This is a genomic window from Pseudomonas sp. S2_B07, assembly GCF_054668435.1.
In genome coordinates this window covers 1,199,892-1,225,390 of sequence record NZ_CP162769.1, presented here as the reverse complement: position 1 = coordinate 1,225,390, position 25,499 = coordinate 1,199,892, and the positions used below count along the sequence as shown (strand labels likewise).

General features: G+C 61.5%; 21 protein-coding genes. 4 read left to right on the top strand and 17 right to left on the bottom strand.

Annotated features, from left to right (window positions below; all coding sequences use genetic code 11):
• Positions 1-127: 127 nt before the first annotated feature.
• From AB4N43_RS05650 to AB4N43_RS05570, 17 genes are all read right to left on the bottom strand, one after another.
• Positions 128-820: a GNAT family N-acetyltransferase gene (locus tag AB4N43_RS05650; protein ID WP_027921369.1), complete on the bottom strand. Its 693-nt coding sequence runs from the start codon at positions 818-820 to the stop codon at positions 128-130.
• Between the two features lie 156 nt (positions 821-976).
• Positions 977-1,771 (bottom strand): ChbG/HpnK family deacetylase, encoded by a 795-nt coding sequence (locus tag AB4N43_RS05645; RefSeq protein WP_027921368.1) that lies wholly within the window; start codon positions 1,769-1,771, stop codon positions 977-979.
• Positions 1,743-2,957, bottom strand: coding sequence for a GNAT family N-acetyltransferase (locus tag AB4N43_RS05640; RefSeq protein WP_460153468.1), 1,215 nt, complete (start codon positions 2,955-2,957; stop codon positions 1,743-1,745). Before AB4N43_RS05640 ends, AB4N43_RS05645 begins: the two co-directional genes overlap by 29 nt.
• A gap of 4 nt (positions 2,958-2,961) precedes the next feature.
• The gene (locus AB4N43_RS05635; protein ID WP_059181118.1) at positions 2,962-3,648 is read right to left on the bottom strand and encodes a GNAT family N-acetyltransferase; all 687 of its coding nucleotides are present in this window, start codon (positions 3,646-3,648) and stop codon (positions 2,962-2,964) included.
• Positions 3,649-3,731: 83 nt separating this feature from the next.
• The gene (locus tag AB4N43_RS05630) at positions 3,732-5,651 is read right to left on the bottom strand and encodes a hypothetical protein (RefSeq protein WP_194939707.1); all 1,920 of its coding nucleotides are present in this window, start codon (positions 5,649-5,651) and stop codon (positions 3,732-3,734) included.
• Entirely contained in the window at positions 5,648-6,952 is a 1,305-nt protein-coding gene (locus tag AB4N43_RS05625) for a lipopolysaccharide biosynthesis protein (protein ID WP_194939706.1), read from the bottom strand. Before AB4N43_RS05625 ends, AB4N43_RS05630 begins: the two co-directional genes overlap by 4 nt.
• Complete coding sequence (locus AB4N43_RS05620; RefSeq protein ID WP_460153465.1) at positions 6,949-7,950, bottom strand: polysaccharide deacetylase family protein; 1,002 nt, start codon at positions 7,948-7,950, stop codon at positions 6,949-6,951. The genes AB4N43_RS05625 and AB4N43_RS05620 overlap by 4 nt, the downstream gene beginning before the upstream one ends.
• 12 nt (positions 7,951-7,962) lie before the next feature.
• On the bottom strand, positions 7,963-9,099 hold the full coding sequence (locus tag AB4N43_RS05615) for a glycosyltransferase (RefSeq protein WP_027921362.1): 1,137 nt from the start codon (positions 9,097-9,099) through the stop codon (positions 7,963-7,965).
• The gene (locus AB4N43_RS05610; RefSeq protein WP_027921361.1) at positions 9,092-10,060 is read right to left on the bottom strand and encodes a glycosyltransferase; all 969 of its coding nucleotides are present in this window, start codon (positions 10,058-10,060) and stop codon (positions 9,092-9,094) included. The genes AB4N43_RS05615 and AB4N43_RS05610 overlap by 8 nt, the downstream gene beginning before the upstream one ends.
• A complete protein-coding gene (locus AB4N43_RS05605; RefSeq protein WP_460153463.1) occupies positions 10,057-11,424 on the bottom strand; it encodes an O-antigen ligase family protein in 1,368 nt (455 codons plus the stop codon). Before AB4N43_RS05605 ends, AB4N43_RS05610 begins: the two co-directional genes overlap by 4 nt.
• Positions 11,421-12,515 (bottom strand): glycosyltransferase family 4 protein, encoded by a 1,095-nt coding sequence (locus AB4N43_RS05600; protein WP_027921359.1) that lies wholly within the window; start codon positions 12,513-12,515, stop codon positions 11,421-11,423. The genes AB4N43_RS05605 and AB4N43_RS05600 overlap by 4 nt, the downstream gene beginning before the upstream one ends.
• Positions 12,512-14,104 (bottom strand): GumC family protein, encoded by a 1,593-nt coding sequence (locus AB4N43_RS05595; RefSeq protein ID WP_027921358.1) that lies wholly within the window; start codon positions 14,102-14,104, stop codon positions 12,512-12,514. The genes AB4N43_RS05600 and AB4N43_RS05595 overlap by 4 nt, the downstream gene beginning before the upstream one ends.
• A gap of 17 nt (positions 14,105-14,121) precedes the next feature.
• Positions 14,122-15,150: a polysaccharide biosynthesis/export family protein gene (locus AB4N43_RS05590; protein ID WP_027921357.1), complete on the bottom strand. Its 1,029-nt coding sequence runs from the start codon at positions 15,148-15,150 to the stop codon at positions 14,122-14,124.
• Positions 15,151-15,172: 22 nt separating this feature from the next.
• Entirely contained in the window at positions 15,173-15,820 is a 648-nt protein-coding gene (locus AB4N43_RS05585) for a CpsD/CapB family tyrosine-protein kinase (RefSeq protein ID WP_027921356.1), read from the bottom strand.
• Positions 15,821-16,567 carry a sugar transferase gene (locus AB4N43_RS05580; RefSeq protein ID WP_027921355.1) on the bottom strand — a complete coding sequence of 249 codons (747 nt, stop codon included), beginning with the start codon at positions 16,565-16,567 and terminating at the stop codon, positions 15,821-15,823.
• Positions 16,564-17,622 (bottom strand): NAD-dependent epimerase, encoded by a 1,059-nt coding sequence (locus AB4N43_RS05575; RefSeq protein ID WP_027921354.1) that lies wholly within the window; start codon positions 17,620-17,622, stop codon positions 16,564-16,566. Before AB4N43_RS05575 ends, AB4N43_RS05580 begins: the two co-directional genes overlap by 4 nt.
• Positions 17,619-18,971 carry a UDP-glucose dehydrogenase family protein gene (locus AB4N43_RS05570; RefSeq protein ID WP_460153458.1) on the bottom strand — a complete coding sequence of 451 codons (1,353 nt, stop codon included), beginning with the start codon at positions 18,969-18,971 and terminating at the stop codon, positions 17,619-17,621. Before AB4N43_RS05570 ends, AB4N43_RS05575 begins: the two co-directional genes overlap by 4 nt.
• A gap of 388 nt (positions 18,972-19,359) precedes the next feature.
• On the opposite strand from AB4N43_RS05570, the gene AB4N43_RS05565 reads away from it, so the two are divergent.
• From AB4N43_RS05565 to AB4N43_RS05550, 4 genes are all read left to right on the top strand, one after another.
• Complete coding sequence (locus tag AB4N43_RS05565; protein ID WP_460153456.1) at positions 19,360-21,057, top strand: sulfatase-like hydrolase/transferase; 1,698 nt, start codon at positions 19,360-19,362, stop codon at positions 21,055-21,057.
• A 190-nt stretch (positions 21,058-21,247) separates the two neighbouring features.
• A complete protein-coding gene (locus AB4N43_RS05560; protein ID WP_027921351.1) occupies positions 21,248-21,916 on the top strand; it encodes an ABC transporter ATP-binding protein in 669 nt (222 codons plus the stop codon).
• Between the two features lies 1 nt (position 21,917).
• Positions 21,918-24,389, top strand: a complete 2,472-nt coding sequence (locus tag AB4N43_RS05555) for an ABC transporter permease (protein WP_460154201.1) — start codon at positions 21,918-21,920, stop codon at positions 24,387-24,389.
• A complete protein-coding gene (locus AB4N43_RS05550) occupies positions 24,379-25,443 on the top strand; it encodes a lipocalin-like domain-containing protein (RefSeq protein WP_460153454.1) in 1,065 nt (354 codons plus the stop codon). The genes AB4N43_RS05555 and AB4N43_RS05550 overlap by 11 nt, the downstream gene beginning before the upstream one ends.
• The last annotated feature ends 56 nt before the right edge of the window (positions 25,444-25,499 follow it).

The following is a 25,499-nucleotide window of genomic DNA, read 5'->3' as shown; positions in this document are numbered from 1 at the left end:
GATGGACAATGCTGTGAACCATGGCAGAAGGCCGTTCAGATGTCACTGATGTCTGGTGAGGGGCCCCTGTAGGAGCGAGCCTGCTCGCGAAAGCGGTGTCACTGACACCGCAACGCTCAAGCACACATCAAGCCTGCGCCGCACTCGTCACCACTGGCCGGCCCGGTTTGCGCAGTGGGTCCAGGCGTGAGCCGGTATAGGTGGATTGGCGGTAGAAGCGCCAGCGGCCGAACAGACCATAGACGTGAGTCACGCGCCCCTGTTCTTGATACCCCATGCGGATGTGCAGTTTGAGGGCCGGGATGTTGTGGGTTTCGCAGGTGTCCACCACCTTGTCGCAGCCTTGCGCCTGCATCGCTTCCCACAGGGCGACCTGGACATCCACCGACAGGCTGGTGCCGAAGTAGGCTCGGGTCATTTCGCCGCCGAATTCAAAGAACTCACCGGGTTTGACCGGGAACCAGCAGCCGTAATAGTGACGGTCGTGATAGTCACGTGTACTGCCCCAGATGAACGCGCAGGCATGGCCTTCGTCGTCCAGGTACATGTGCCCGGTGTGACCTTCGGCGGCGAGTTCGGCCATGGTGCCGACGCGGTCACCAAAATGCTTGGCGAATGCCGTGGCGTTTTCCGGGGTGATGATCACCTTGCGTAAGCCCGAGTAGGGACGCAGTTTGTGCGGCGGCACCGGGCTGACCAGGTCGCGCTCCATCCACAACAGTTCCCAATGGAAAAACACGTAGCGCTTCCACAGCGTATTGAACGTGCGGCTCAGACCTTTTTGTTTGATGCGTTCGCGAAGCTTGTCGAGTGCGTTCATGAAGCCCTCCTTGACGAAGGAATGGTCTTGCGTGGATGAAAGTAGTGTGGGTATAGCGCACAGTGGCCATTTAATGGCGCTGCCATCTCTGGCCTTTTGTTTCAACGTATGTAACCGTTCGGACACATTTTCAGGCGTTAAAAATCCGTGTGGTGTTTATTCCATTACGGCCTCCGCACGCTCGCTGAACGACTTGCCCACCACGGTGTAGGCGACTCGCTCCACCCCCGGCAAACGTTGCTCCAGCAGGGCACTCAACGACTCGCCCTGATCCAGATAAGCATCGCCAAAATCGGCACCGAGCTGATTGGGGTGCGCGACAATTTCCAGCAACCCATCGAGCGGCGGCGCCGCATTGCGCAGATCAACCGGGGTACACACATAGTCAGCGGTGGCGCCGGCCAGATGGGTTAAGCGCCGATTGAGCAACTCCTTGAACACGCGTTTGGGCAGGCTCAGGTTTTGCCCAAGGTTGCGCGCCAGCCGGACCGGCACCCCTTGACGGGCAGCGAAGCGGGCGACGATTTCACCGATGGGCCAGATGTTGTGTACGTGTTGATGGGAATCCAGATGGCTGGGGCGCACGCCGTTGTCCAGGCACCGCTGCCATTGCGCTTCGAGTTCTTCGAGCACCGCCGCCCGATCCCGGCGACTGAGCCACAGACGGTGGCGGGGCAGGTTGAGGTCGAACACGCCGGCGCTGTCGCAGAACGTCCGGCGACCCAGAATCGACCGGCTCAGGGGCCGCCCGTACGTGAGGTTGAAGTGCAGCCCGATCCGCCCTTCGAGCATCGGGTGCCGTGCCATCACACACGCCGCTTCGAAGGCCGGCATGTTGGCCATGGCCGTGGCGGAACTGATGACCCCGGCCTGAAAGGCCCCGAGGATCACCGCGTTTTCGCAGGCACTAAGGCCGAAATCGTCAGCGTTGACTATGACTTGGCGAGGCATGTTCGCTCTCCATGATGGTTTTTGCCGGCTCGACGGCTTTGGCGACAGGCGCGGCAACCGGTGCGGGTTTGACCGCTGCTGCCGCACGCCGGGCTTTCCACTGTTGCCAGGCCGGTTTGAGTCGCTGCCAGAAGCGCAACGCCAGGCCCAAGGCGAGACCGCTGGGGCGCCAGGAATAGAAACTCCAGCGCCAGTGCTCCAGCTGTCCACTCATGCGTTCGTGCAGTTGATGGCTGGAGTTTTCCAGGCTGACCCGCGAGGCATCGATCCAGCGCCAGTTCTCGTCCAGCCCCCAGCGAATCCATTCTTCAAGCAGCACCCGGCCGCTGCCCAGGTCGGCGTATTGCGGCAGGAAGGCCAGGTTGTAGTCATACAGCCGACCTTGCTCCAGCAACCCGAGACGGTAGCTGATGCAACGGCCGTCCAGTTCCAGCACCACCACCCGCACCAGCCCCTGTTCGGCGAGGGCGGTGAAGGCGCGGTCCATCCATTGTCGATGACGCTCGTCAGAGAAAATCCCGACGCCTTCGTCACCTTTCCAGCTCACCGCTTCGACTTCGCTGATGGCCTGCAGCAAAGGGCCCATGGTCAAGGCGTCCGGGGTGATCCGTCGAACCTGAGCACCACACGCGGCGATGCGTTTACGCGCACGCCGCAGTTTGTAGCGCGGGTCGCCGGACACTTCCTGATGGTCGGCCTCGCTGATCAAGTGCACCGGCACCCGGCAGCTGAGTCGGCGTTCGCCGGTCGAGCTGTGGGTCATCCATTGCGTCAGCACGCTTTCCTCGCCAACTGGTTCCGGGAGTTCATTGAGTTGCAGCAAGGCATGGGGCAGCCGTCGACGAATCTCGACCAAGGCCTTGCGCATATCCTCGGCGTCCAGGTTCGTGAGCAAGGCGAGGCGGTCGGCGAGGGGATAACCCAAATGATGCAGCACCCGAAACGGCAACCCGGCGAACCGCTCGACGGACGCCACCAGCGGCAGGCACAACTGCAACTCATTGCCTTGCCAGCCCAGCAGCACGTGCAGGTGCTGCCCGGCAGTCAAAGCCTGTTCAGACGCGGCCATCCAGGCCAGCGTGTTGAACGGCGTGTGGTCCGTCACCCGCAGACGCAGCGCTTCGTAAGCCGCTGCCGGGAAGTCAGCGGCGCACAGTGAGGTGCGCCATTCCAATCGTGCCGCCATAAGGTCAGGTCGCCGAGGCTGGGACAGGTTCACGGGCCGGTTTGCGCAAGGCATCCAGACGCGAGCCTGTGTAACGGGTTTCGCGGAAGAAGCGCCAGCCAAACAGGCTGTACACGTTCATGATCCGCCCTTGCTCCTGATACCCCATGCGCATGTGCAGCTTGAGGGCCGGAATGTTGTGGGACTCGCAGACATCCACCACCTTGTTGCAGCCCTGGGCCTGCATGGCTTTCCACAGTTCCAGTTGCACGTCCACCGAGAGCGTGGTGCCCCAATACGCACGGGTCAGTTCTCCGCCGAATTCGAAGAACTCGCCTTCCTTCACCGGGAACCAGCAACCGTAGTAATGCTTGTCGTGATAGTTGCGCGCGGCCCCCCAGATAAACGCCACTGCATCGCCTTTATCGTCCAGGTGCATGTGCCCGGTGTAACCCTCGCGGGCCAGTTCGGCCATGGTCTCTACGCGGTCACCAAAGTAGCGGGTGAACGCCACGGCATTCTGCGCGGTAATGGTTTCCACCCGCAGTGGCGGGTACGGCCGCAGCTTGTGTGGCGGCACCGGGCTGACCAGGTCGCGTTCCATCCACAACAGTTCTTCGTGGAAAAACACGTAATGCTTCCAGACTTTTTTCAACGTGGCGCTCAGGCCTTTCTGTTTGATCTGTTCACTGAGTTTGTGCAAAGCACTCATGTTATGTCTCCTGACGGCGTTGGCCGTGTTGGGAGTGATGCATCGCGCGGCAAGGGCCTGCGCGGCAAACCAATTCAGGGTGTTCATGAGGCGCTCCAGCCCAGAGCGAACAGGGTTTCCCCTGGCAGATCGAAGCGGACGCGCCCGTTCTGGCAGGTGAAAGGCGCGTCGCGGCTGCGGTTGTCCGCGCCGAAGTAACGCAATGAGCCTTTGAGCAGCGGGCAGGTGATGCCGGCCAGGCTCACCTGCTGCAAACGCTTGCCTTTGTTGACCCCCAACAGGCTGCGTTTGACGTCGTCGGCCATCGCCAGTACGTCGACTTCGAAGGCGTTGTTTTCCATTTGCATCACGTTAGCGAGCCAGTGCTGCTGAATGAACTGCTGGGCAAAACCCACCGGTTTCAATTCGAAGTGATCGTCGCCGAGGACTTTCAACATGCCCTTGGGGTAGTTCGGTTCATCGGCGGCCTGGAACCAGTTGAGCATTTCCAGCAAACCGTCCTGGGACGAGTTGATGACCACAGATGCCCACCACAGCGAGGCGAAATGCGTGTCTTGATCGTAGGGGCTCAGGCTGGAACCGCTGGACATGTTGGTCTGGTCCAGCAACAAGGCTTTGCGTGGTCGGCCCTTGCCATCGAGCCCAACCAGATCGGCGGCGCGGCGCACGCTGTCACGGTAGACCCGGGTTGCCAGCAAGTCGCGAATCATCCATTCGTGCCAAGCGAGGGCATCGACGTTATCGCCCGATTCCGCCAGCAAACGCCGGGCCCAATCGATGCCGCGCTTGTCGGCGGCGTTGTCGGCGAACGGACCGTTGACCAGTCGTGAACTGGCCGGCATGGCGATGCGCACACCGGCCTTGGCATTGGCCGGATTGCTGCGCACTTGCCGGGCCATGCTATTGAAAATGCTTTGGTACTGGGCGTAGCTCGAATAGTTGAGATTCGGCTCGTCAGCGAAACCGATGTAGTGCGTGCCCTTGCCACCGAGGGCGCGGGTCGAGGCGAGCCAGGCGTCGAGGCCGGTGTTGCTCATGGTGTCGGCGCGCAAATCGGCCTGGCGCTGGCTGCCGGCCAACAGCGTGATGTCTTGATAAATGCCGAAGCGGTCCTGATACACCTGGCGGAACGCATCTTCGTACTGCGGCTTTTTCGCGGTGACGTCGACAAAGGTGTAGTAGGCGCCGGCTTGCGGCTTGAGCGCATCGAGCACCGCATAACTGGAGGGCGGCGGCATCACGTAGGGCAGGGCGATGCCGAGGTTCGGCGTCGGGCCGAGCACGTCTTTGCCCAGCGTCAGGCGCACATCACCTGCGTCTTCGCGCAGCGGTTTGAGCTGCTGCGGGTCCTGGGCGAACAGGTTGGCGGTGCCGTCGAGCCAGAACGCGACTTTGCCGCTGCCTTGCAGGCGCAGGCGCCACACTTGTTCGTTTGAGGTGACCGGTAACTCGACCTGATCGAACTGCCAATAGGCCCGATAAGGTTTCAGCGCCACCGACACCTGTTTGCCGTCGCTTACCCGTTGCGCTTGCAGGACGCTGACGCCGCCGTGGAACTTACCGGCCAGCACCGCGTGTTCACCCGGCGCGACCTTGAAAAACAACTCGTCGCCGTCATGGGTTTCGGCGCTGAAATGCACCTTGGCCGGGGCGAACAGCGCCACGGTGCTGTCGTCGTGTTCAACCTTGTAGCGGCGAAAGCTGTAACCCGGAATCTCCAGTTGATAGCTGGCGGCGTTTGGCACCAGCGGCCAGCTCTGGGTGCCGCTCAATTCACTGGCGGCAATCTTGCGTTCAGCCTGAAGCTTGCCTTTGCCGTCGAGCAGGTACAGCTGTTCTTCGTTGGCATCCGCTTGCCACGCCGGAGTCCAGCGCACCGTCAGCGTGTCGGGACGCTCCGGTTGCAGGTACAAGCTGCCGTCGCGAATGTCCGCCCAGCGCATCGGCCCGGCGTAGGCGTCGAGGGAAAGACCCAGGCTCACCAGCAGCGCGAAATGCCTCATGCCGATTTCCGTTGCAGCATCAGCAGCATCGGTGCCACGTCGCTGGGCAGGATGATCAGGGTTTGCCACACCGGCACGCCGCTCAAGCGGCAGTACATGACCAGCAGCGCGATGGTGACCGCCAGATAAGCGATGGACGAAGCGGCCGCCGCGCCGACGATGCCGTATGCCGGGATCATGATCAGGTTCAGCGCCAGATTCAGCAGGGCGCCAAGGCCCATCAACAGTGAGATGGTGCCGGGGCGGTTTTTGCCCAGCAAATCGAGGCGCAGGATGCTTGCATAGCACAGGCCGAGCAGGCCCGGCAGCAATGCCAGCAACGCCGGATACGCCGGTTGATACGCCGCGCCGAACAGCGTGACGATCAGCCATTCACCGATCACCGCCATGGTCAGGCAGGCGCCGAGCATCACCGTCGCGGTCAGGCGCAGCGCCAGCGGCGTGACCTTGTCGATGCCTTCTTCCTGTTGCAGCAGGCGTTTCATCAGCGGCGTGGTGACCGCTTCCGGCACGATCAGCAGCAACTCGGCGGCGGCGCTGGCCATGGCGTAATGACCGAGCGCGGTACTGCCGAGCAGGGCGCCGATGAACAGGTAATCGGAACGCAGAATCACTTGCTGGAACAACAGATCCGGATGGCTGCGAGCGCTGTAGCGCAGCAGTTCGTTCTGGCTGGCGCGGTCCCATTGCAACTTCAGCGGTTGATCACGTTTGAGCCAGACCCAGCCCGCCAGCACCACCAGACTGATCCCCGCCAGCCAACTGATCAGCGCCGCTTCGAGGGCCGACTCTTTCCACATCCAGAACAGCGCGAGGAACAGCAACAGCGGCGCCAGGGATTCCACCAGGCGCAAGGCGTTGAACGCAACCACGCCGCCCGAGGCGTTGTGCAGTGTCAGCAACCCGCTTTTGAGCACGGTCAACGGCACCGCCAGCAACAGCAGCCAGGCGAGCAGGCCCAGTTGCGTGGTGATGTCGAGTTCGCTGCCGAATTCGCGCACCAGCGCCACCACCAGCAAGGTCAACATTGCCGCCAGCAGACAGCCGAACACCAACACTTGGCTTAGCAGCAAACCCATCGGCCGCTGCTTGGCCGCTTGATACCCGACCGCCGAGTTCAGCCCGCCGCTGGTGGCGGCGCTGATCAGGTCAGGCAGGGTGCTGAGTAGGGCAAACAAGCCGCGTTCACTGGGGCCGAGAATCCGCGCCAGCAACACGTTGCGCAGCAAACGCAGCGCAATCATCGCCAGTTTGGTGCCCATGCTCAGGGCGAGGTGCTTGAGGTAATGGCTACGGCTCATGCGCGGGCCCCGCGATACAAACGCCATGACAGCAGTTGTGGGTTGCGCGCCACGCGTTGGCTGACGCCGAAACGCGGCAGGTTCAAAGGGTCTTCGCTGCCGCGATAAATCCCGGTGCCGGTGCCCAATGCAAACGGGAAGTCATGCAAGGCGACCTGATCGCGCACTCGCGCATCGTTGTCGCCGTTGGGGTAGCAATAGACCGGCAACGGCCGGTTGCAACCGTGTTGCAGGGCATCGCGGCTGCGGCTCAGCTCTTCATGCAAGCGTTGATCGTCGAGGCCGGTAAGGATTGCGTGACTGGCGCCGTGCGGGCCGAAACGCACCAACCCGGAAGCTTCCAGCGAACGCACCTGATGCCAGTCCAGCGCCTGGGGCAACGACTCGTCCGGGCAGGCATCGGTCAGTTGGTTCAACGTCATCGGGCTCAGGCTTTTCAGGCTTTGCAGAAAATGCAGCAGCGCCAGGCTGCGGCGTTCCTCATCCAGTTCCGTGAACCGCACCGGCAAGGGGCGGCCAGCCTGTTGCAGTGACTCGATCAAGCGCACTCGGGCGGGCTCACCGTGGCTGCCCCACAAGGTTTCACCGATGCTTTCCCACCAGAACCGCTGACGGCTGCCGATGAAATTGGTGGAGAGGAAAATACTCGCCGGCACCTGGTATTTTTGCAGCAGCGGGTAGGCATTCACCGCGTTGTCACGCCAGCCGTCATCGAAGGTCAGGGTGATTTTCGGCCGGTCCGAGCGGATTTTGCCCGGGTGCAGAATCTCCATCAGCGGCACGCAATCGAAGTGTTTTTTCAGCCACGCCAGCAAGTGCTCGAACGCCTTGGGCCCGACGCACAATTCATTGCGGTGGGGCAGGGCGGCGGCCTGATCGTCGGCCAGCACCCGGTGCAACATCAGGATTACCCCGGCGCCTTGCAGCTGACTACGCCCGACCGGCGAATTGAGGTAGAGCCAACCACTGGTGCGCTTTAGTAATTGTTTGATCGCCATGGCTCAATCCTTTCAACGATTCTGTTCGGGGTTCCACTGGGCGTACCGTTGGCCGCGCAGGAACTGCCACAGGCCGATGCTCATACCGGCCAGCGTCACCAGCAGGAACGCGGCGAGGCGAAAGGGCTTGGGCAAGCGGTGTTGCGAATCCAGCAGACCGGCGATGGCAATGGCATAACCAATCAGTTGCGCGATCAGGCTCAGGCGATAAAAACCGTGGTCGTCCCACAGCCAGAAATTGCTCAGCAGCAACGGCAACAACAGGATCGGTGCCAGACGCCGGATCAGCTTGTGGCTGATCAAGGCAATCGAATACAGGCCATGCTTGAGCGGATTGAGCAGCTCGCTGCGCTGCGCCAGGCTTTGCAGGCCGCCGACGGTGACACGCTGGCGGCGACGGAATTGCTTGTCGGCCTCATCGACGCCCTGGTCGATCACTTGCGCCTCGGGCACATAGACGATGCGTTTGAAGGCGACCGGCGCGCAGGTACTGATGAAGAAGTCGTCGTTGACCTCCGCCGGCACGTTCTGGAACAGCTCGCGACGCAAGGCCAGCAACGCGCCGTCAGCGGAAACCATGCAACCGGTGCGATTCTCGACCCGGCGCAGCCAGCCTTCGTAATGCCGATACAGGCTGTCGCCGACGCTCAGGCCACCGCCCGTCACGGGGATCACCATGTGCCCGGCACAGGCGCCGACCTGCGGATCGCTCAGCGGTGCGAGCAAATGGCCGAGGGTGTCGCGCGACCATTGGTTGTCGGCGTCGGTGAACACCAGAATGTCGCCGGTGCTCAGCGCCACGCCGGCATTCAGGGTCGCGGCTTTGCCCTGGCGCGGCAGGTCGAGCACGGTAATGCGCGGGTCAATCACATTGCGTGCGCAGGCCACCGTGTCATCGGTCGAGCCGTCGCTGGCCAAAATGATCTGCAGCGAGGCCGGCGTGTAATCCTGGGCGAGTAGGGTGCGCAACTTGTGTTCGATGTGCCGCGCTTCGTTGTGCGCGGCAATCACTACGCTCACGTTCATCGGTTCCGGCGCGCCATGACGGCGCGCCGCGAACAGCGGCGACAACAGCGTCAGCAACAAGGGATAACCGAGGTAGGCGTAAACCGGGAGCAGCAGGCACAACCAGAAAATGAATTCAGCCACGGGCGGGCCTCCTGGCATTCCAATGACACAGGCTGAGAACGAGCGCGGCCCCGGCCAGGTGCAGGCGCACCCAGTGCAGGCCCCAGAGTTGCAGGGTCAGGCCGACGTCGCGGTGTTTGCGGCTCTGGCGCAGGCTCATGATCAGCGCCGGCACGGTGGTGATGGTCAACATGACCGCCGCGTGATGCGGAAAGCCGTCGCACAGGGCAGAGATCGCCAGCAAATCGAGAAACCAGGCCCCCAACGACAACAACGGAAAGCGCAGCAGTCGCAGGCTCGCGCCATGGGTGCGGAGCAATTGCACGTGGCTGCTCTGGCGCCACATTTCCTTGCCCATCCACTCGCGCCAGTTCATTTCGTAACCCCAATGCAGGGCCACGCATTCATTGACTGCGAGAATCCGCGCGCCGGTCTGGTGCAGACGCAGGGTGAAGTCCTTGTCCTCGCCGGTGCGCAGGCTTTCGTTGAAGCCATCGACCTTGTCGAACCAGCTGCGACGCATCAGCAGGTTGGAACTGGGCAACCAATCCACCTTACGCAGGCTCTGACTCGCAGGGCGCAGTGTGCGGCGCTGCCAGGCCGTGGCGTACCACGGCGCTGCGGCCGGGGTGTGCAAATCCAGGCCGAACACATCGGCCTGCCCCTTGCTTTCGAGAGCGACCAGTCGCGTCAGCCAGTCTTCGGGCATCTCGACGTCGGCGTCGATGAACGCGAGCCATTCACCGGTGGCGATGGCGACTCCGCGATTGCGCAGGGCGCCGATCAGGATCCCCGGCTGCTCCAGGACTTGCGCACCGAATTGCCGGGCAATCTGCGGGCCTTCATCGTGCGAGCCGTTGTCGACCACGATCAGCTCGCAATCGAGGCCGGCCGCGTGGGCGGCTTTTTTCGCGGCCAGCAAAGTGCGGGCGATGTGGCGCGCTTCGTTGTACATCGGAATCACAATGCTGATTCGGCTCATGCCTTGGCCTCCCTTGGCGGGCTTTCTTCGGCTTTCAAACGCAGTACGCTGGTCAGGGCGAGCATGATCCACACGTACTTCTGGTTGGGCGCACTGAGGAACATCAGGAACAGGGTCAACGACAGAAAGCTCATCGCCAGGTGCGTCATCAAGTCCGCTTGCTCGCGGTTGGCTCGCTGCATCCAGATGCGTCGGGCGCGGATCAGGTTGTACAAGCCGAGGGCGAGCATGCCGACGAACAGCAGGCCGGCGGGAATCCCCAGTTCACTAAAGATTTCCAGGTAGGTGTTGTGGGCGCGGCGGTACAGGTCGCCGATTTTGCGGTTGGCCGAAAACGCCTTGGCATAACCGGTGGTGGCGTAGTGCAGCGGGAAGGTGCCGGGGCCGGAGCCGAGCAGCGGGTTCTCGCGGATCATCGCGCTGCCGACCACGATGTACGAGGCACGGCGGCCGAGGGATTCGTCCTGACTCTTGGCCCCTGCGCTCAAGATACTCAGGGACTGGATGCGGGCGATGTAACCGGCGGGCATTGCATAAATGGCCAAGGGAATCACGATCACCACGGCGAGCATGGCAAACCCCAGATGCCGTGGGCGGATCCGCGTCAACTCGGTGCGGTAGTGCCAGGCACCGATGATCAGGCTGAGAAACAACACCACCAGCCCGGAGCGCGATTCGGTCTTGGTCATGCCACCGAGCAACAGCAGGCAGCAACCGCCCCAGAACAGACGATGCAGCAGGTTCGGGCTGCGGATCACCAGCCACAGGCCGAGCGGCACGGCGAAGGCGATCAGCATGGCGAAGGCGTTCGGGTCTTCGAGCAACCCGGCGGCGCGCCCCTGATCCTGATATTTGCTGGAGAACATTGCCAGCACGCAGGTCATCGTGACGCTGGCAGTGACCAGTTTGGCGAACAGATCGAGATTCAAGTCCCGCCCGATCATCAGAGTGATCACAAACAGAATCAGGCCAACACTCAACTCCCGCAGATGCCCCAACGACATGCCCATGTCATCGGTGTTGAGCAGGCTGAGCAGGTACAGCACCAGAAACCAGATCAGGTAGCGCCAGGTATTACTGCGCAGGCGCTCGGACGGAATCTGCCGCAGGGCCAGTTGCAGCATCAGGATCACCGCCAGCGACGCGCCGATGAACTTGGTGCCCGACAGCGAACTGTCCTTGAAGAACCCTTCGAACGGCACCAGCGCCGCGATGCCGAGCAGACCCCAGGTGGGTTTGCGGTACAGCAACGCAACACCGACCAGACCCAGCACCGCCCCCGGCGCCAGAAAAGGATAAGGACTGGCCAGCAAACCGAGGCAGACAAGGCCGAGCAGACTGACGATCGAGAGCGGAAAGATCACGCGCGTGCCTCCCGTGCAGTACGGATATAAAGCTGCGACCAGCGTTCGGCCAGGGCCTTGAGGTCGTAACGATCCAGTTGGGTACGTTTTGCGTTGTCGATCAATTGCGCCGCCAGTGCCGGTTCCATCAGCAAGGTGTCGATCTGGCGGGCGAGGGCGGCGCTGTCGGCGGGCGTTGCCAGCAAACCGTTGTGCCGGTCTTGCAGCACATCGGGAATGCCGCCGACGCCGAACGCCACCACCGGCACTCCGGCCTGCATCGCTTCGAGCAGAATCATTGGCGTGCCTTCGGTGCGCGAGCTGATCACCAGCGCATCGAGTTGGCGCCACCACCGCCCCATGTCGGTCTGATAACCCGGCAAGGTGATGCGCGTTTGCAAACCGGCGGCATTGATCCGTCCCAGCAGCGTTTCCCGTTCCGGGCCGTCGCCGAGCATCACGGCGTCCAGTTGCGGGTGTTGCTGACACAACGGGATCAGCGCATCGAGAAACAGGTCCGGGCCTTTTTCACTGCTCAGGCGCCCGACGTATCCGGCCAGCCAACGCTGACGGTCAACGTTGGGTGACCACTGCGTGGCAGCGGCGGGCAAGCCATTGGGAATCACCTGCAACTTATCGGCCCGCACACTGGCCTGACGGCACAGCGTGGCGATGCTTTCGGCGACGCAAACCACACGATCCACCGAGGCGGTGCGGCACAGTTGCAGGCTCAGCCAGGTGTAGAACTTCTGCTTGCGACTGCGCGGAGTGAAACCGTGCTGGGTGATTACCAGCGGCAAGCGCAACAACGTCGCGCCGACCCAGCCAAACAACAGGCCTTTGAAATTGTGCGTATTGATCAGCGGTTTTTCCCCACGGCGCTGACGTAAATGCGCGAGCAACTCCCCCAGCCCGGCGCAACCACGGCAGTCCACCCCGGCCTCGCGAAACCGGGCGATCAATGCGGGCGGCGCATCGAGAAACAGCACTTGGTGCTGCCCCGGCGTCGCCAGGCAGTGGTCGAGCAGCATCCGCTCAGCCCCATAGAACCCACCGCTGCTGAGCAAATGAATGATCGGCAGGGCGGTGGCAGGGTTGAGCGGCGCGTTCAATTGCGCACCCAATGCACGAGGCGTGGCACGGACCAGTTCTTGTGTGGGTTGATCGGCTCCACGCTTTGATCGTTGATCACCAACAGCACCGGCAAGCCCAATTCGTGGGTGATTTGCGCAGGCGCCTTGAAGCGGTGATCGAAGAACTCACGCACGTAGACCAGGGCAATCGCCAGCAGCAGACCGGTGAGCAAGCCGAACGGGATGATCAGGAACGGCTTGGGAAACGCCGCTTCGGTCGGTTCATACGGTGGGCTCAGGACACGGGCGTTGGACAGGTCGGTGTCCAGCGATCGGGCGGTGCTGCTTTCGGCAAAGCGCTGGGCGTAGGTCGAGAACGCTTTGTGCAAGGCATCGATCTCGGTGTCCATCTGCCGCAGTTTGCTCTGGGTTTCCTGCAACTGGTGGATGCGGTTCTTGAACTCGGCAATGCGCGCGGTCTTCTGGTCGATCACCGAGCTGACAATCGCCAGGTCGTTGGTGCGTTCCTGAATCCGGTTGCTCACCACTTTCAAAAACTGCTGACGGGTGCGAGTGATCTGTTCGCGGGTCAGCAACATCGGCTCACTGCTGGGCTGGAAGATGGCCAGGTCGTTCATGTAGCGGCTGACCTGGTTGGTCAGTGCCTCACCCATCTGTTTGATCTCGCGATCTTCAAACGCCACGTTGTCCACGGTGGTGGTGAAGGTGTAGGGGAAGGTGTAGTCGTTGAGCTTGTTATTGCTGGCGGCGGCCAGACTGGTTTTCAGGTAGTCGAGCCAGCGTTGGCTTTGCAGGCGGCGGTCCTGATACAGGTTGAGCGCTTGCTCCTCGGTGTTGATCGCGTTGAGGCGGAAGGTGATTTCTTCCTTCGGATCAGACGAGCCGACACCTTCGAGCAACGCCAGCCGGGTGCCTTCCAGGCCATCAAGGCGCACCTGATATTGGTGCTTCTTGGTTTCGTAGAAGGTTTGTGGCAGGTCGATCGATTGCAGGTCCTGACGGCTGGCCAGGTAGTTTTGCAGCAAGGCCGCGACAAACTGCGTGCCTTGATGCGGATCACCGAAGCTGTAGATGATCGAGATCACGTTGGACCCCGGCAGGGTTTCAATCTTCAGTTTGTCGATGGCTTCCTGGGTCAACGTATCCAGCGTGGTGTCGCGCACCGGATCGGTTTCCATGCCCAACGCGGTTTTCACCGGGTTGATCACGTACTCACGCAGTGGCGAGGTGATGAAGCGTTTGATCGGTTGCAGCACCAGTGTGTTGAACACGCCGGGGGCCGGGGTGTACTCGCCCTTGTCGCGCAACTCGCTGATGGTCTGCCGGATCAGGGCCGGGGAGCGCAGGATATTGCTCTCGGTTTCCATGTCCGCCAGCGAGGGTGGAATGAAGGTGGCGTTGTCCACGGTCAGTGACGTGGTGGCGTCACCCTGGGAAAGTTTTTTCGACTGCACGATGACTTGCGCGGTGATGTCGAAGCTCTGTTTGAGCACCAGCGGCAAGACCAGGGCGATCACTGCAAAGACCAGGAATACCCGCTTCACCAACTGCTTGTTGGCAAAGAAGATCCTGAAGAACTCGTGCAGGTAGTTTTCCTTTGGATTCATGTCAGGTCACCTGAGAGTCAGTTGTTGTTATTGCTGTCTTTGTTGTCGACGCGGTAGCCGAAGCTGAAGCCCACACCCTGGAACAACACGACGTCTGCCAGTTGCCGCGCAAGCTCACCGGCGCTGGCCAGTTTGGTCTTGGGCACGAAGAGCATGTCGTCCGGTTGCAGGTAGGCGATTTGCGAAGCATCGCCGGCCAGGGCTTTTTCCACGTCATAATGCACGGCCTTAACCTGATTGCCGTTGCGGCGCATGATCACCACCGAATCGAGCCGTGCCTTGGCATTGCTGCCGCGTGCCAGCGTCAGCGCTTCAAGCACCGAGACCGGCCGGCGAATCGGGTAGGAGCCCGGTTGGCCGACTTCACCCAGCACATAGATTTCGTTGCCGGCGGTGGACTTGAGCAGTACGTCGACGGTCATCCGTCCTGGCAGATCGGCGTAGCGTTTGTTGAGGAAGGTTTCCAGTTGATTGACGGTCATGCCTTGCAGTGGCACGGCGCCGATTTCCGGGAAGCTGGCATAACCGTCGGTGCCAACAGTGATCTCCCGGCTCATGCCGGTAGCGGGGTGGTTCAGGGCACTTTTGAGGTTGGATTCGTTGCTCAGCGGGCTGATCACTTGCACGGTCAACTGGTTGCGGTTGGGCTGGAACAGCTGTTTGCGCTGATACGCCCGCTGGATTTCCTCACGCGCCTGCTCGCTGGACAGCCCGGCGATCTTCACTGAGGTGTTGGCGCCTGGCAGTTCGATGGTGCCGTCAGGCAACACCAGTTGATTGCCGTTGAGCTGGCTGGCGGCGGTGAAGTTCAGGCCGATCTGATCACCGGACTGGATGCGGTAGGCGTCCGAGCCGCTGGTGCTGATGTGGAAGATCACGTCCAACACGTCCTGTGGCCGCAAGGTCTGTTCGACCTTGGGCATGTCGGTGGCCTGGGCGTTGGCCGGTGAGGCCGTGAGGATCTGCACTGGCATTTGGGTTTCGGTCGAATTGCTGGTGCAACCTGCAAGCGGCAGCAACAGCAGGACAAGCATTCTGGCGTTCATGGCGTCATCCTTTTCTGGTTGCTTACAGGTTTTTGTACAGCCATTTCGGCATGTAGTACTTGCGACGGTTGAACACGCTGCCGACCATTTTTGCGCCGGCCTGGGTCAGGCGCTGGACCGCGGCTTGTGCCACTTCCCAGCGGGTGTCTTCCGCGCGCACGACCATGATCACGCCGTCCACCTGCGTGCTGATGACCAGGGTGTCGGCGGCGGAATACACCGCGTCGGCGTCGATCACCACAAAGCGATACTGGCTGCCGAGCTGATCGAGCAACGGGCTCATGCTTTCGGCAGTCAGGTGTTCATTGCCGCGGGCATAACGGCCGTTGGGCAAAATGTCGAAGGGCAGGCTGGCGACGTTCACCACACAGTCCTGCAGCATCGGCGGGCTCTGGTTGTTGAACATCAAGTCGCGAAAGCCGCGTTCCTTGGTCAACCCCAGTTGCTGCGTGAGGTTGTTCGAGGACTGGCTGGCGTCGACCAGCAGCACCTGGCCGCTGCTCATCTGGGCCAGTTGACTGGCCAGTGCCAGCGCGCTGGTGGTGGTGCCCGCGCCGGGGTTGGCGGCGGTCAGCAGTAGGATCCGCAGATCTTGATCCAGCACGGTCGAAGTCAGGTTGGACTCGCTCGGGTTGGCGATACTCAGGCTTTTGGTTGATGAACCGTCCATTTAACTCGCTCCGTGGCCGCTGAATACTTTGAAGGGGGTTTTCAACAGGATCTTCAGATCAAGCAAGAGGCTCTGCTCGGCGATATAGCTGAGATCCAACTCAACGCGCTGGTCGAAGTCGATATTGCTGCGCCCGGAGATCTGCCACAGGCCGGTCATGCCGGGGTAGATGCTCAGGCGCGCGAGGTGGTTATCCTTGTAGCGGTAGGCGTTGAACGAAGTAGGCCGTGGGCCCACCAGGCGCATGTCGCCGGTCACTACATTGATCAGGTTTGGCAGCTCATCCAGGCTACTGCGCCGCAGGAATCCACCGATGCCGGTGATGCGCGGGTCCTTGTCGATCTTGAAGTCGATGGCGTCGGCGCCATGCTTGTTCAAGTGCCGCAGGGACTCTTTGAGCTCCTCGGCGTTGGCCACCATGGTGCGGAATTTGTACATGCCGAAGGCGCGACCGCGGTAGCCGGTGCGTTTCTGCACGAACATCACCGGCCCCGGGCTGCTGAACTTGATCGCCAGCGCCAGGCCCAGCAGTACCGGCGAAATCAACACCAGAATCATCAACGCACCGAGGCAGGCGACCACCCGGTTGGTGCGTGACAACGTCCAGGGTCGACCGCCGTCACGGCCAGTCATCCAGCCACGCCCCTGCATGTGAATAGCCGCATCCATGCGAATCCGGTGCTCGGGATCGAGGCGTTTGTCCCTGCGCATTTGTTTGAGGGGCACACCTTTTTCATGTCCAGTCATAGAGTCCTCCGCTGAAGTTCAGCCGCAAGCGGCGCGTGGGCGATAGGCAGTTGGTAGTAATCGCGGAACCAGGCGATGAAACGCCCGAGTCCTTCATCCAGCTCGATACAAGGCTGAAATCCGGTAGCCCGCGCCAGGTCACTGGCGTCGGCGCAGGTATTGAGGACGTCGCCCGGCTGCAAGGGCAGCAACTCGACGATGGCCGGTTGACCAAGGTGTTTTTCCAGCAGTGCCAGGTAGTCCTTGAGTTCCACCGGGTGCTGGCCGCCAATGTTGTAAATGCGCCACGGCGCCATGCTGCTGGCCGGGTCCGGTTGCTCGCGGTCCCATTCAGCGTTGGCCTGCGGTGGGCGATCGATCAGACGGGCGATGCTTTCGATGATGTCGTCGATGTAAGTGAAGTCGCGCTGATGCTGGCCGTAGTTGAACAGCTTCAGCGGCTGGCCCTCGGCGATGGCGCGGGCGAACTGGATCGGCGACATGTCGGGCCGGCCCCAGGGCCCGTACACCGTGAAAAACCGCAGCCCGGTGCAGGCAATGCCAAACAGGTGGCTGTAGCTGTGGGCCATCAGTTCATTGGCTTTCTTGGTCGCGGCATACAGCGAGAGCGGGTGATTGACGCCGTCCTGCACGGAGTACGGCGTGTGCTGGTTGGCGCCGTACACCGAACTGGACGAGGCGTAGATCAGGTGTTGAACCGGGTGCCGGCGGCAGCTTTCGAGAATGTTGAGGAAACCGCTCAAGTTGCTGTCGAGGTAGGCCCGAGGATTCTCCAGTGAGTAACGCACCCCGGCCTGGGCGGCGAGGTGGATCACCACCTCGGGTTTTTCACGGGCGAACAGGGCTTCGATGGCCGACGTATCGGCCAGGTCCACCGTTGCGAGCTGGAAAGGGCCGACCTGCTCCTGCACCCAATCGACGCGATCGCGCTTGAGTTGCGGGTCGTAGTAATCGTTGAAGTTATCGAGGCCGAACACCTGGTGCCCGTCGCGCAACAACCGCAACACGCAATGGGCACCAATAAAACCGGCCGCTCCGGTGACGAGGATCTTCATGGGCGCGGCGCCTCGGGTGCAATGTGTCGCAAACCGATACCGCTGTAGTGCAAGCCGGCGGCAGCGACGTGCTCCGGGTTGTACAGGTTGCGACCGTCGACGATCACCCGCGAACGCAATTTGCTCGCCAGCAGGTCGAAGTCGACCACGCGGAAGTTCTTCCACTCGGTGCAGATCACCAGCGCATCCGCATCTTCCAGGGTGTCGTCGCGGGTGGCGCATAAATGCAGGTCTTTGCGATAACCGTAGAGACGCCGGCATTCGGACATGGCTTCCGGATCATAGGCCTGTACCGTCGCGCCTTCGGCCCACAGGGCTTCCATCAGGTAACGGCTGGGCGCTTCGCGCATGTCATCGGTGTTGGGTTTGAACGCCAGGCCCCAGATCGCGATGGATTTACCGGCCAGTCCATTCGGGAATTGTGCCTTGAGCTTGCCGAAGAGAATGTGGCGCTGGGTGTCGTTGACGTCGGTGACACTGCGCAACAGGCGCAGCGGCATGCCGTTTTGTTCGGCGGTGTGCAGCAGGGCGCGCAGGTCTTTGGGGAAGCACGAGCCACCGAAGCCGCAGCCTGGGTAGATAAAGTGGTAACCGATGCGCGGGTCGGAACCGATGCCCCGGCGCACCGCTTCGATGTCAGCCCCCAGCAGTTCGGTGAGGTTGGCCAGTTCATTCATGAAACTGATGCGCGTGGCGAGCATGGCGTTGGCGGCGTACTTGGTCAGCTCGGCGCTGCGGTTGTCCATGAACATGAGCTTTTCATGGTTGCGGCAGAACGGCGCGTAGAGTTCGCTCATCTGGCTGCGGGCTTCATCGTCGAGCGTGCCGACGATGATCCGGTCCGGGCGCATGCAATCGGCCAGGGCACTGCCTTCCTTGAGAAACTCCGGGTTGGACACCACCCGCACATTCAGCGCGCTCTTGCCACGGCGCTTGAGTTCTTCGTTGGCGGCGGCAGCCACCTGGTCCGCGGTACCGACCGGTACGGTGGACTTGATGATGACGGTGCGATCGGCCTCCATATGGTTGGCGATCTGGCGGGCGACACTCAGCACATGGCTGAGGTCAGCGGAACCGTCTTCATCGGCGGGCGTGCCCACGGCGATGAAAATCAGCTCGGCGTGTTCGACCGCATCGCTGGCCTGGGTGGTAAACAGCAGCCGACCGGCCTTGATGTTCTCTTCCAGCGTGCTGGAAAGCCCCGGTTCGCTGATCGGTGGCACTGCTTGTTGCAGTTGTTTTATTTTATTTGGATCAATGTCGACACACAGGACGCGATGTCCGACATCGGCCAGTGCCGCTGCTTGTATCAGGCCAACATAGCCCGTACCAAATACGCTCACGTCCATATTGGCGTGCCTCGTAAGACGGTTGAGATAACGAAAATAAGACTGTCAAAAGGGGTATAGCCCAGCGTTGGGAAAGCGTGTCAGCAAAATGACATTCTCTTGTGGTAGCCAAACCCCTATTTTGGGGGCCAAATGCCATCAAGTGCTTGTCGGTGCTGGATTTGTCGCGGTTTTGAGGGGTTTTTAAGGACCTGAAGAAAACGATGGACGGTCTAGTGCCTTGAAAGTCCGGGGAATTTTCCCCACAAGTGTGTCAGATTTGAGTCAACGTTTTTTTGACGCTTTGTGTAAAAGTCCGACAATTCTTGCGCTTTGATGGCCCGGTGCTAGTGTCAAAAAATGGCCGACAATCTATTGGCCAAAAGCCCTTCATGAGTACCTAAAGAGAATGATTCGATATCTCAAAGAAGTACTGTTAGTTCTCTATTTACTTAAGAACTACGACTATTACCTCGAACGTTTAAGTGCGATGGGCATCGGTTTTCCGGTGCTTCTTTTCGGCGGCATGTTTATCGCGCTGACGGTGGCGCTGTTTATGACGGCGTACATCCGGCAGACGCTGGTCCGCCATCTGTTCGCCCTGGTGATGTTCGTGTCGGCGGTGTTTTTCGATGTCTATACGCGGGTCACGGCTGATTACCTGACCTACAGCAGCTTCGTGTCGCTGGTGTATTCGGGCGGCTTCATCCAGGAAGCGATCTACCAGTACCGTGATGCAATCATCAGTGGCCTGCTCGGCGGCATGCTGCTGTTGTTCGGCATCGGCCTCAAACCGCGTCGGCGCATGCCACTGCCCGGTGCGATGCTGGTGGCGGCGCCGGTGCTTGGGGTGCTGCTGCTGAGTGCGGTGTTGTTCGTGCGGGCCGGCGAGGGCGCCCGGGGCTTGCCGATCATGTACACGCCGCTGGCCTACCTGAACCTGTTTACCTATGAAGCCCTGCACAACACTGTCGGCCCGCGTGAGCCGGTGAGCCTGGCGCGTAACGACGTACCGGTGGGCCACGACATCGTGTTGATCATCGACGAGAGCATTTCCGGCAACTACCTGGACATCAACGCGCCGTTCGGTGTGCACAGCAACCTCAAGGAACCGCGCCCGGGTGTCGATATTTTCAACTACGGGTATGCCGCCTCGATTGCCAATTGCAGCGCCGACACCAACGTCACGTTGCGCTACGGCGGTACCCGTGCCGACTACATGCGCATCAACACGACGATGCCGTCGATCTGGCAGTACGCCAGGAAGGCCGGTCTGCGCACCGTTTACATCGATGCTCAGCGCACCGGCGGCAACCTGCAGAACCTGATGAACGATGCCGAGAAAAAGGACATCGACGAGTTCGTGCAATTCGACCAGACCAGCGTGCGTGATCGCGACATGGCGGCGGCGGCCAAACTGGTTGACCTGCTCAATGACGGCAAGCCGGAATTGGTGGTGATCAACAAGGTCGGCGCGCATTTCCCGGTTCACGATAAATACCCGGACGGGTTCATGGCGTACCGTCCGACCTTGCCGCGCGGACAGTTTGTCGAAGTGGCCGATACCGGAAAGCGTGACGGGTTTAACGGTCAGCCGGATGACTGGGTGTTGTACCGCAATGCCTACAAGAACACCTTGCTGTGGAACGTCGGGGAGTTTTTCTCACGGGTGTTCGCCCAGGCTGATTTGAGCAATGCGCTGTTGATCTACACCTCGGACCACGGGCAAGACCTTCATGAACGGGGCAATCCCGGGCTCAATACCCATTGCGGCGGTGACCCGGTGGAAGAAGAGGGATTGGTGCCGCTGGTGGTGATTCAGGGCAGCGGGTTGAAGACTTTGGACTGGTCCGCGCAATTGGCCGCGAACAAAGATCGCTCCAGCCACTACAACATCTTCCCGACGTTGTTGCAGTTGATGGGGTATGACCTGGCGGGGGTTGAGGCGCTTTACGGAAAACCGTTGAGTGTGTCGACGGCTGATGAGTTTACGTTCAATTATCGGTTCAATGCGCGGCTGGGGGCGAAGCCGGAGTGGAAGCATATTGATTTGGAGAGCATTGTGACGCCGTCTCAGACGCCGACGAGTGTGGCGGTGGGGCAGTGAATTTTGTTGTTGTCTGGGCGGGCCTTTTCGCGAGCAGGCTCGCTCCCAGATTGGATTTGCGGTGTACACAACCCCCCCTGTGGGAGTGAGCCTGCTCGCGATGGCGTCGCCCATTCACCCGTGATCTGAAGGCTGAGCCCACCGCGTCCGATACACTATCCTTGCCTCACGCTTCTTCACGGAATTGCCCATGCTTCAGGTCCAAGGCGTCTTCAAAAGCTACGCCACCCCGCAAGGCCTGCTACCGGTGCTGCAAGGCGTCGACCTGATCCTGAAACCCGGCAGTAGCCTGGCGTTGATGGGCGAGTCAGGCAGCGGAAAAAGCACGTTGCTGCACCTGATTGCCGGGCTGGACAAGGTCGACCGGGGCAGCATCCGCAGCGGTGAGCATCGGCTGGAGCAGATGAGCGAAGGGCAACTGGCCCACTGGCGGCGTACCGAAATCGGCCTGGTGTTCCAGCAATTCAACCTGATCGGCAGCCTGCGGGTCGAGGACAACCTGGCGTTTCAGGCGCGGCTGGCAGGGCGGCATGACCCGCGCTGGCAGGCGCATCTGGTGCAACGCCTGGGGCTGAGCGATGTGCTGCGACGCTATCCCGAGCAACTGTCCGGCGGCCAACAGCAGCGCGTCGCACTGGGCCGCGCATTGGCTTCGCAGCCGAAATTGCTGCTGGCCGACGAACCCACCGGCAGCCTCGACGAAGCCACCAGCGACGAAGTATTGAAGCTGCTCCTGGAATTGCTCGACGACACGTCCACCACGTTATTGATGGTCACGCACAGCCCACGGGTGGCTGCGCGGCTGGCGGAAAAAGTGGTGTTGCACGGTGGCCGCCTGGCTGGCGCGGACGAGCGCTGAGGTGCGGGTTTTTCGCGAGACGTTACGGGCGCTGCTGAGCCATTGGCGGCAACACCCAGTGCAATTTTTCAGCGTGCTGACGGGGTTGTGGCTCGCCACCAGTTTGCTCACGGGCGTGCAGGCGTTGAACAGTCAGGCGCGGGAAAGCTACGCACGGGCCAGTCAATTGATCGGCGGCGAACCACAAGCCAGCCTCAGCGCGCCCGGTGGCGGGACGTTTTCTCAGGCGTTGTTTGTCGACTTGCGCCGTGCCGGGTGGCCGGTGTCGCCGGTGCTGCAAGGACGGGTGACGCTCAAGGGCCATGAAGAGCAGCGCTTGCAGTTGATGGGCATTGAACCGGTGTCGCTGCCGGCCGGCTCATCCGTGGCGGGGCAGGCGTTGCCGATTGAACAGGTTGTTGAGTTTTTCAGTGCGCCGGGCAGCACCTGGATCTCGCCGCAGACCCTGCAAACCCTGGGCTTGCAGGAAGGTGAGCGTCCGCTGAGTTCGAGCGGTGAGCCTCTGCCACCGCTGCACGCACAAACCGACATGGCCCCCGGTGTGTTGCTGGTGGACATCGGCTTCGCCCAGCAGATTCTCGGTCTGCCGGATCAACTGTCGCGCTTGCTGTTGCCGAAGGATTTCAGCGCTGCGTTACCCGACGCGTTCAAGGATCAACTCCAGCTCAAGACAAGCGGTGAGGAGAACAATCTCGCGCGCCTGACCGAGAGCTTTCACCTGAACCTCGATGCCTTGGGCTTTCTGTCGTTCGTGGTCGGCCTGTTCATCGTCCATGCAGCCATTGGCCTGGCACTGGAACAACGCCGAGGCCTGCTCAGGACCCTGCGCGCCTGTGGCGTCAGCGCGCGCATGCTCATCACCTGTCTGGCGGTTGAACTTGGCGGTTTGGCGCTGGTGGGTGGCCTCGCCGGTGTGGTCAGCGGCTACCTGTTGGCCAGCGTGCTGTTGCCGGATGTCGCCGCCAGCCTGCGCGGCTTGTATGGCGCTGAAGTGGCGGGGCAGTTGAGCCTCAGCTCGTGGTGGTGGCTCAGCGGTATCGGCCTGAGTCTGCTCGGTGCATTGCTGGCCGGTGCCAACAGCCTGCTGCGGGCGGCGCGTTTGCCGTTGCTGGCATTGGCCGATCCACAAGCCTGGCATCAGGCTCACGCACGCTGGTTGCGGCGCCAGGGTTGGGTGGCGGCGACGGCGGCGGTGATTGCGCTTAGCGCTTTGATCTGGGGCGACAGCCTGGCCAGCGGATTTGTGCTGATGGCGGCGCTGTTGCTCGGTGCCGCACTGGCGCTGCCGGTGTTGCTCAATGCCGTGCTCCACCTGGTTTTGCAGCGCAGCCATTCGGTGCTCGGCCAATGGTTTATCGCCGATTGCCGTCAGCAACTGCCGGCCCTGAGCCTGGCCTTGATGGCGTTGCTGTTGGCGTTGGCGGCCAACATCGGCGCTGGCAGCATGACCGCCGGTTTCCGCGAGACATTCAGCAACTGGCTCGAACAACGCCTGACCGCCGAGCTCTACGTCAATCCGCAAACCCCGGCGCAGTCCCGCGAGCTGAACACCTGGCTCAAACAGCAACCGCAACTCTCGGCGGTGCTGCCCAGCTGGCAGGTGTCGATCCAGTTGCAGGGCTGGCCGGCGGATATTTTTGGCGTGATCGATCACCCGACCTATCGCCAGCATTGGCCCCTGCTGGAGTCCTTGGGTGACAACCCGTGGGATCGACTGGCGAAGGACGACGCGCTGATGCTCAGCGAGCAATTGGCCCGACGCCTGAAGGTACGTCTCGGTGATCACCTGACGATTCCCACCCCAGGCGGCCCGTGGTCGCCGCGCATCGTCGGGATCTACGCCGATTACGGCAACCCCAAGGGCCACTTGCTGGTTAACGTCAACCATCTGCTGCACGGCTGGCCACAGCAGGCGCCCAACCGATTTAATCTGCGCATCGAGCCGGCATTGATCCCGGCGTTTGTCAGCGCGTTGCAGGCGCGTTTCGCGCTCGACGACAACCGCATCGTCGATCAGGCGCGGCTCAAGGGCTGGTCGACGCAAGTGTTCGAACGCACTTTCGCCGCCACGGCCGCGCTCAACAGCCTGACCCTGTGTGTGGCGGGCGTGGCGTTGTTCATCAGCCTGCTGACCCAAAGCCAAAGCCGCCTCGGGCAGTTGGCGCCGCTGTGGGCGCTGGGCGTGACGCGTCGGCAATTGATGCTGCTCAACCTCGGGCAAACCTGGCTGCTGGCAGTGTTGACGCTGGTGCTGGCGTTGCCGCTGGGGATCGCGCTGGCGTGGTGCCTGGATGCGGTGATCAACGTCCAGGCGTTCGGCTGGCGCCTGCCATTGCGGGTATTTCCGATGCAACTGTTGCAGTTGATGGGGCTGGCGTTGTTCGCGACGTTACTGGCCTCGGCGTGGCCGTTGTATTCGCTGTATCGCACGCAACCGGCGGACCTGCTGAGGACGTTTGCTCATGAGGATTAAGCTCGGCTTGCTGCTGGTCATTCTGTTGAGTGGCTGCGACAACTCCACACCTGTCGAGAAAGGCTTCGCCGGTCTCGGGGGCGAGGCGGCAACGTTTACTCCGGTGGTGCCCGGTCGTGTGTTCAGCTTCCCGGCGGATCACGGGCCCCATGACGGTTATCGCATCGAGTGGTGGTACGTCACCGCCAACCTCAAGGACGCGCAGGGCCGTGAATTCGGCGTGCAATGGACGCTCTTTCGCAGCGCCTTGAAAGCAGCGCCCGAAGTGGTTGGCTGGGCTAACCAGACGATCTGGCTGGGGCACGCGGCCGTGACCTCGGCGACGGTGCATCACGCGGCCGAACGCTACGCCCGCGGCGGCGTCGGTCAGGCGGGCGTGAGCGTGGCGCCGTTCAATGCGTGGATCGATGACTGGCGTTTCAGCAGTCAGGGATCTGATCCTTTAGCGGATCTTCAACTCAGTGCGCGGGACAAGGCTTTCAGTTACCAGCTTCGGCTGACATCCACGCGGCCGCTGGTGCTGCAGGGCGATAAAGGTTTCAGCCAGAAGTCCGAACAGGGCCAGGCGTCGTATTACTACAGCCAGCCGTTTTTTCAGGCCAGTGGCTCGCTGGACATCGACGGTAAAACCTACCAAGTCAGCGGCCCGGCCTGGCTCGACCGCGAATGGAGCAGCCAGCCACTGACTGCCAACCAGACCGGTTGGGACTGGTTTTCCCTGCACCTCGACAGCGGCGAGCAGGTGATGCTCTACCGCATGCGCAACAAGAACGGCGCGCCTTACCTCACCGGTACCTGGATCGACGCCGAGGGGCAGACTCAGCAACTGCACGCCGACGACATCCGCCTCACACCGCAAGACACCGCCAAAGTTGCTGGCCGTACGATGCCCGTGCGCTGGTCGATCAAAATCCCCGGCAAGCACCTCGACATTACCCTCAACGCCCTCAACCCCAACGCATGGATGGATTTGCGTATTCCTTACTGGGAGGGGCCGGTGCAACTGAGCGGCAGCCATGCCGGGCAGGGCTATCTGGAAATGACCGGTTATTGAGGCGGAACTCTCGGCTGATCGACGTCCTCCTACGTTAACAAGCCCGTTCACTGGAG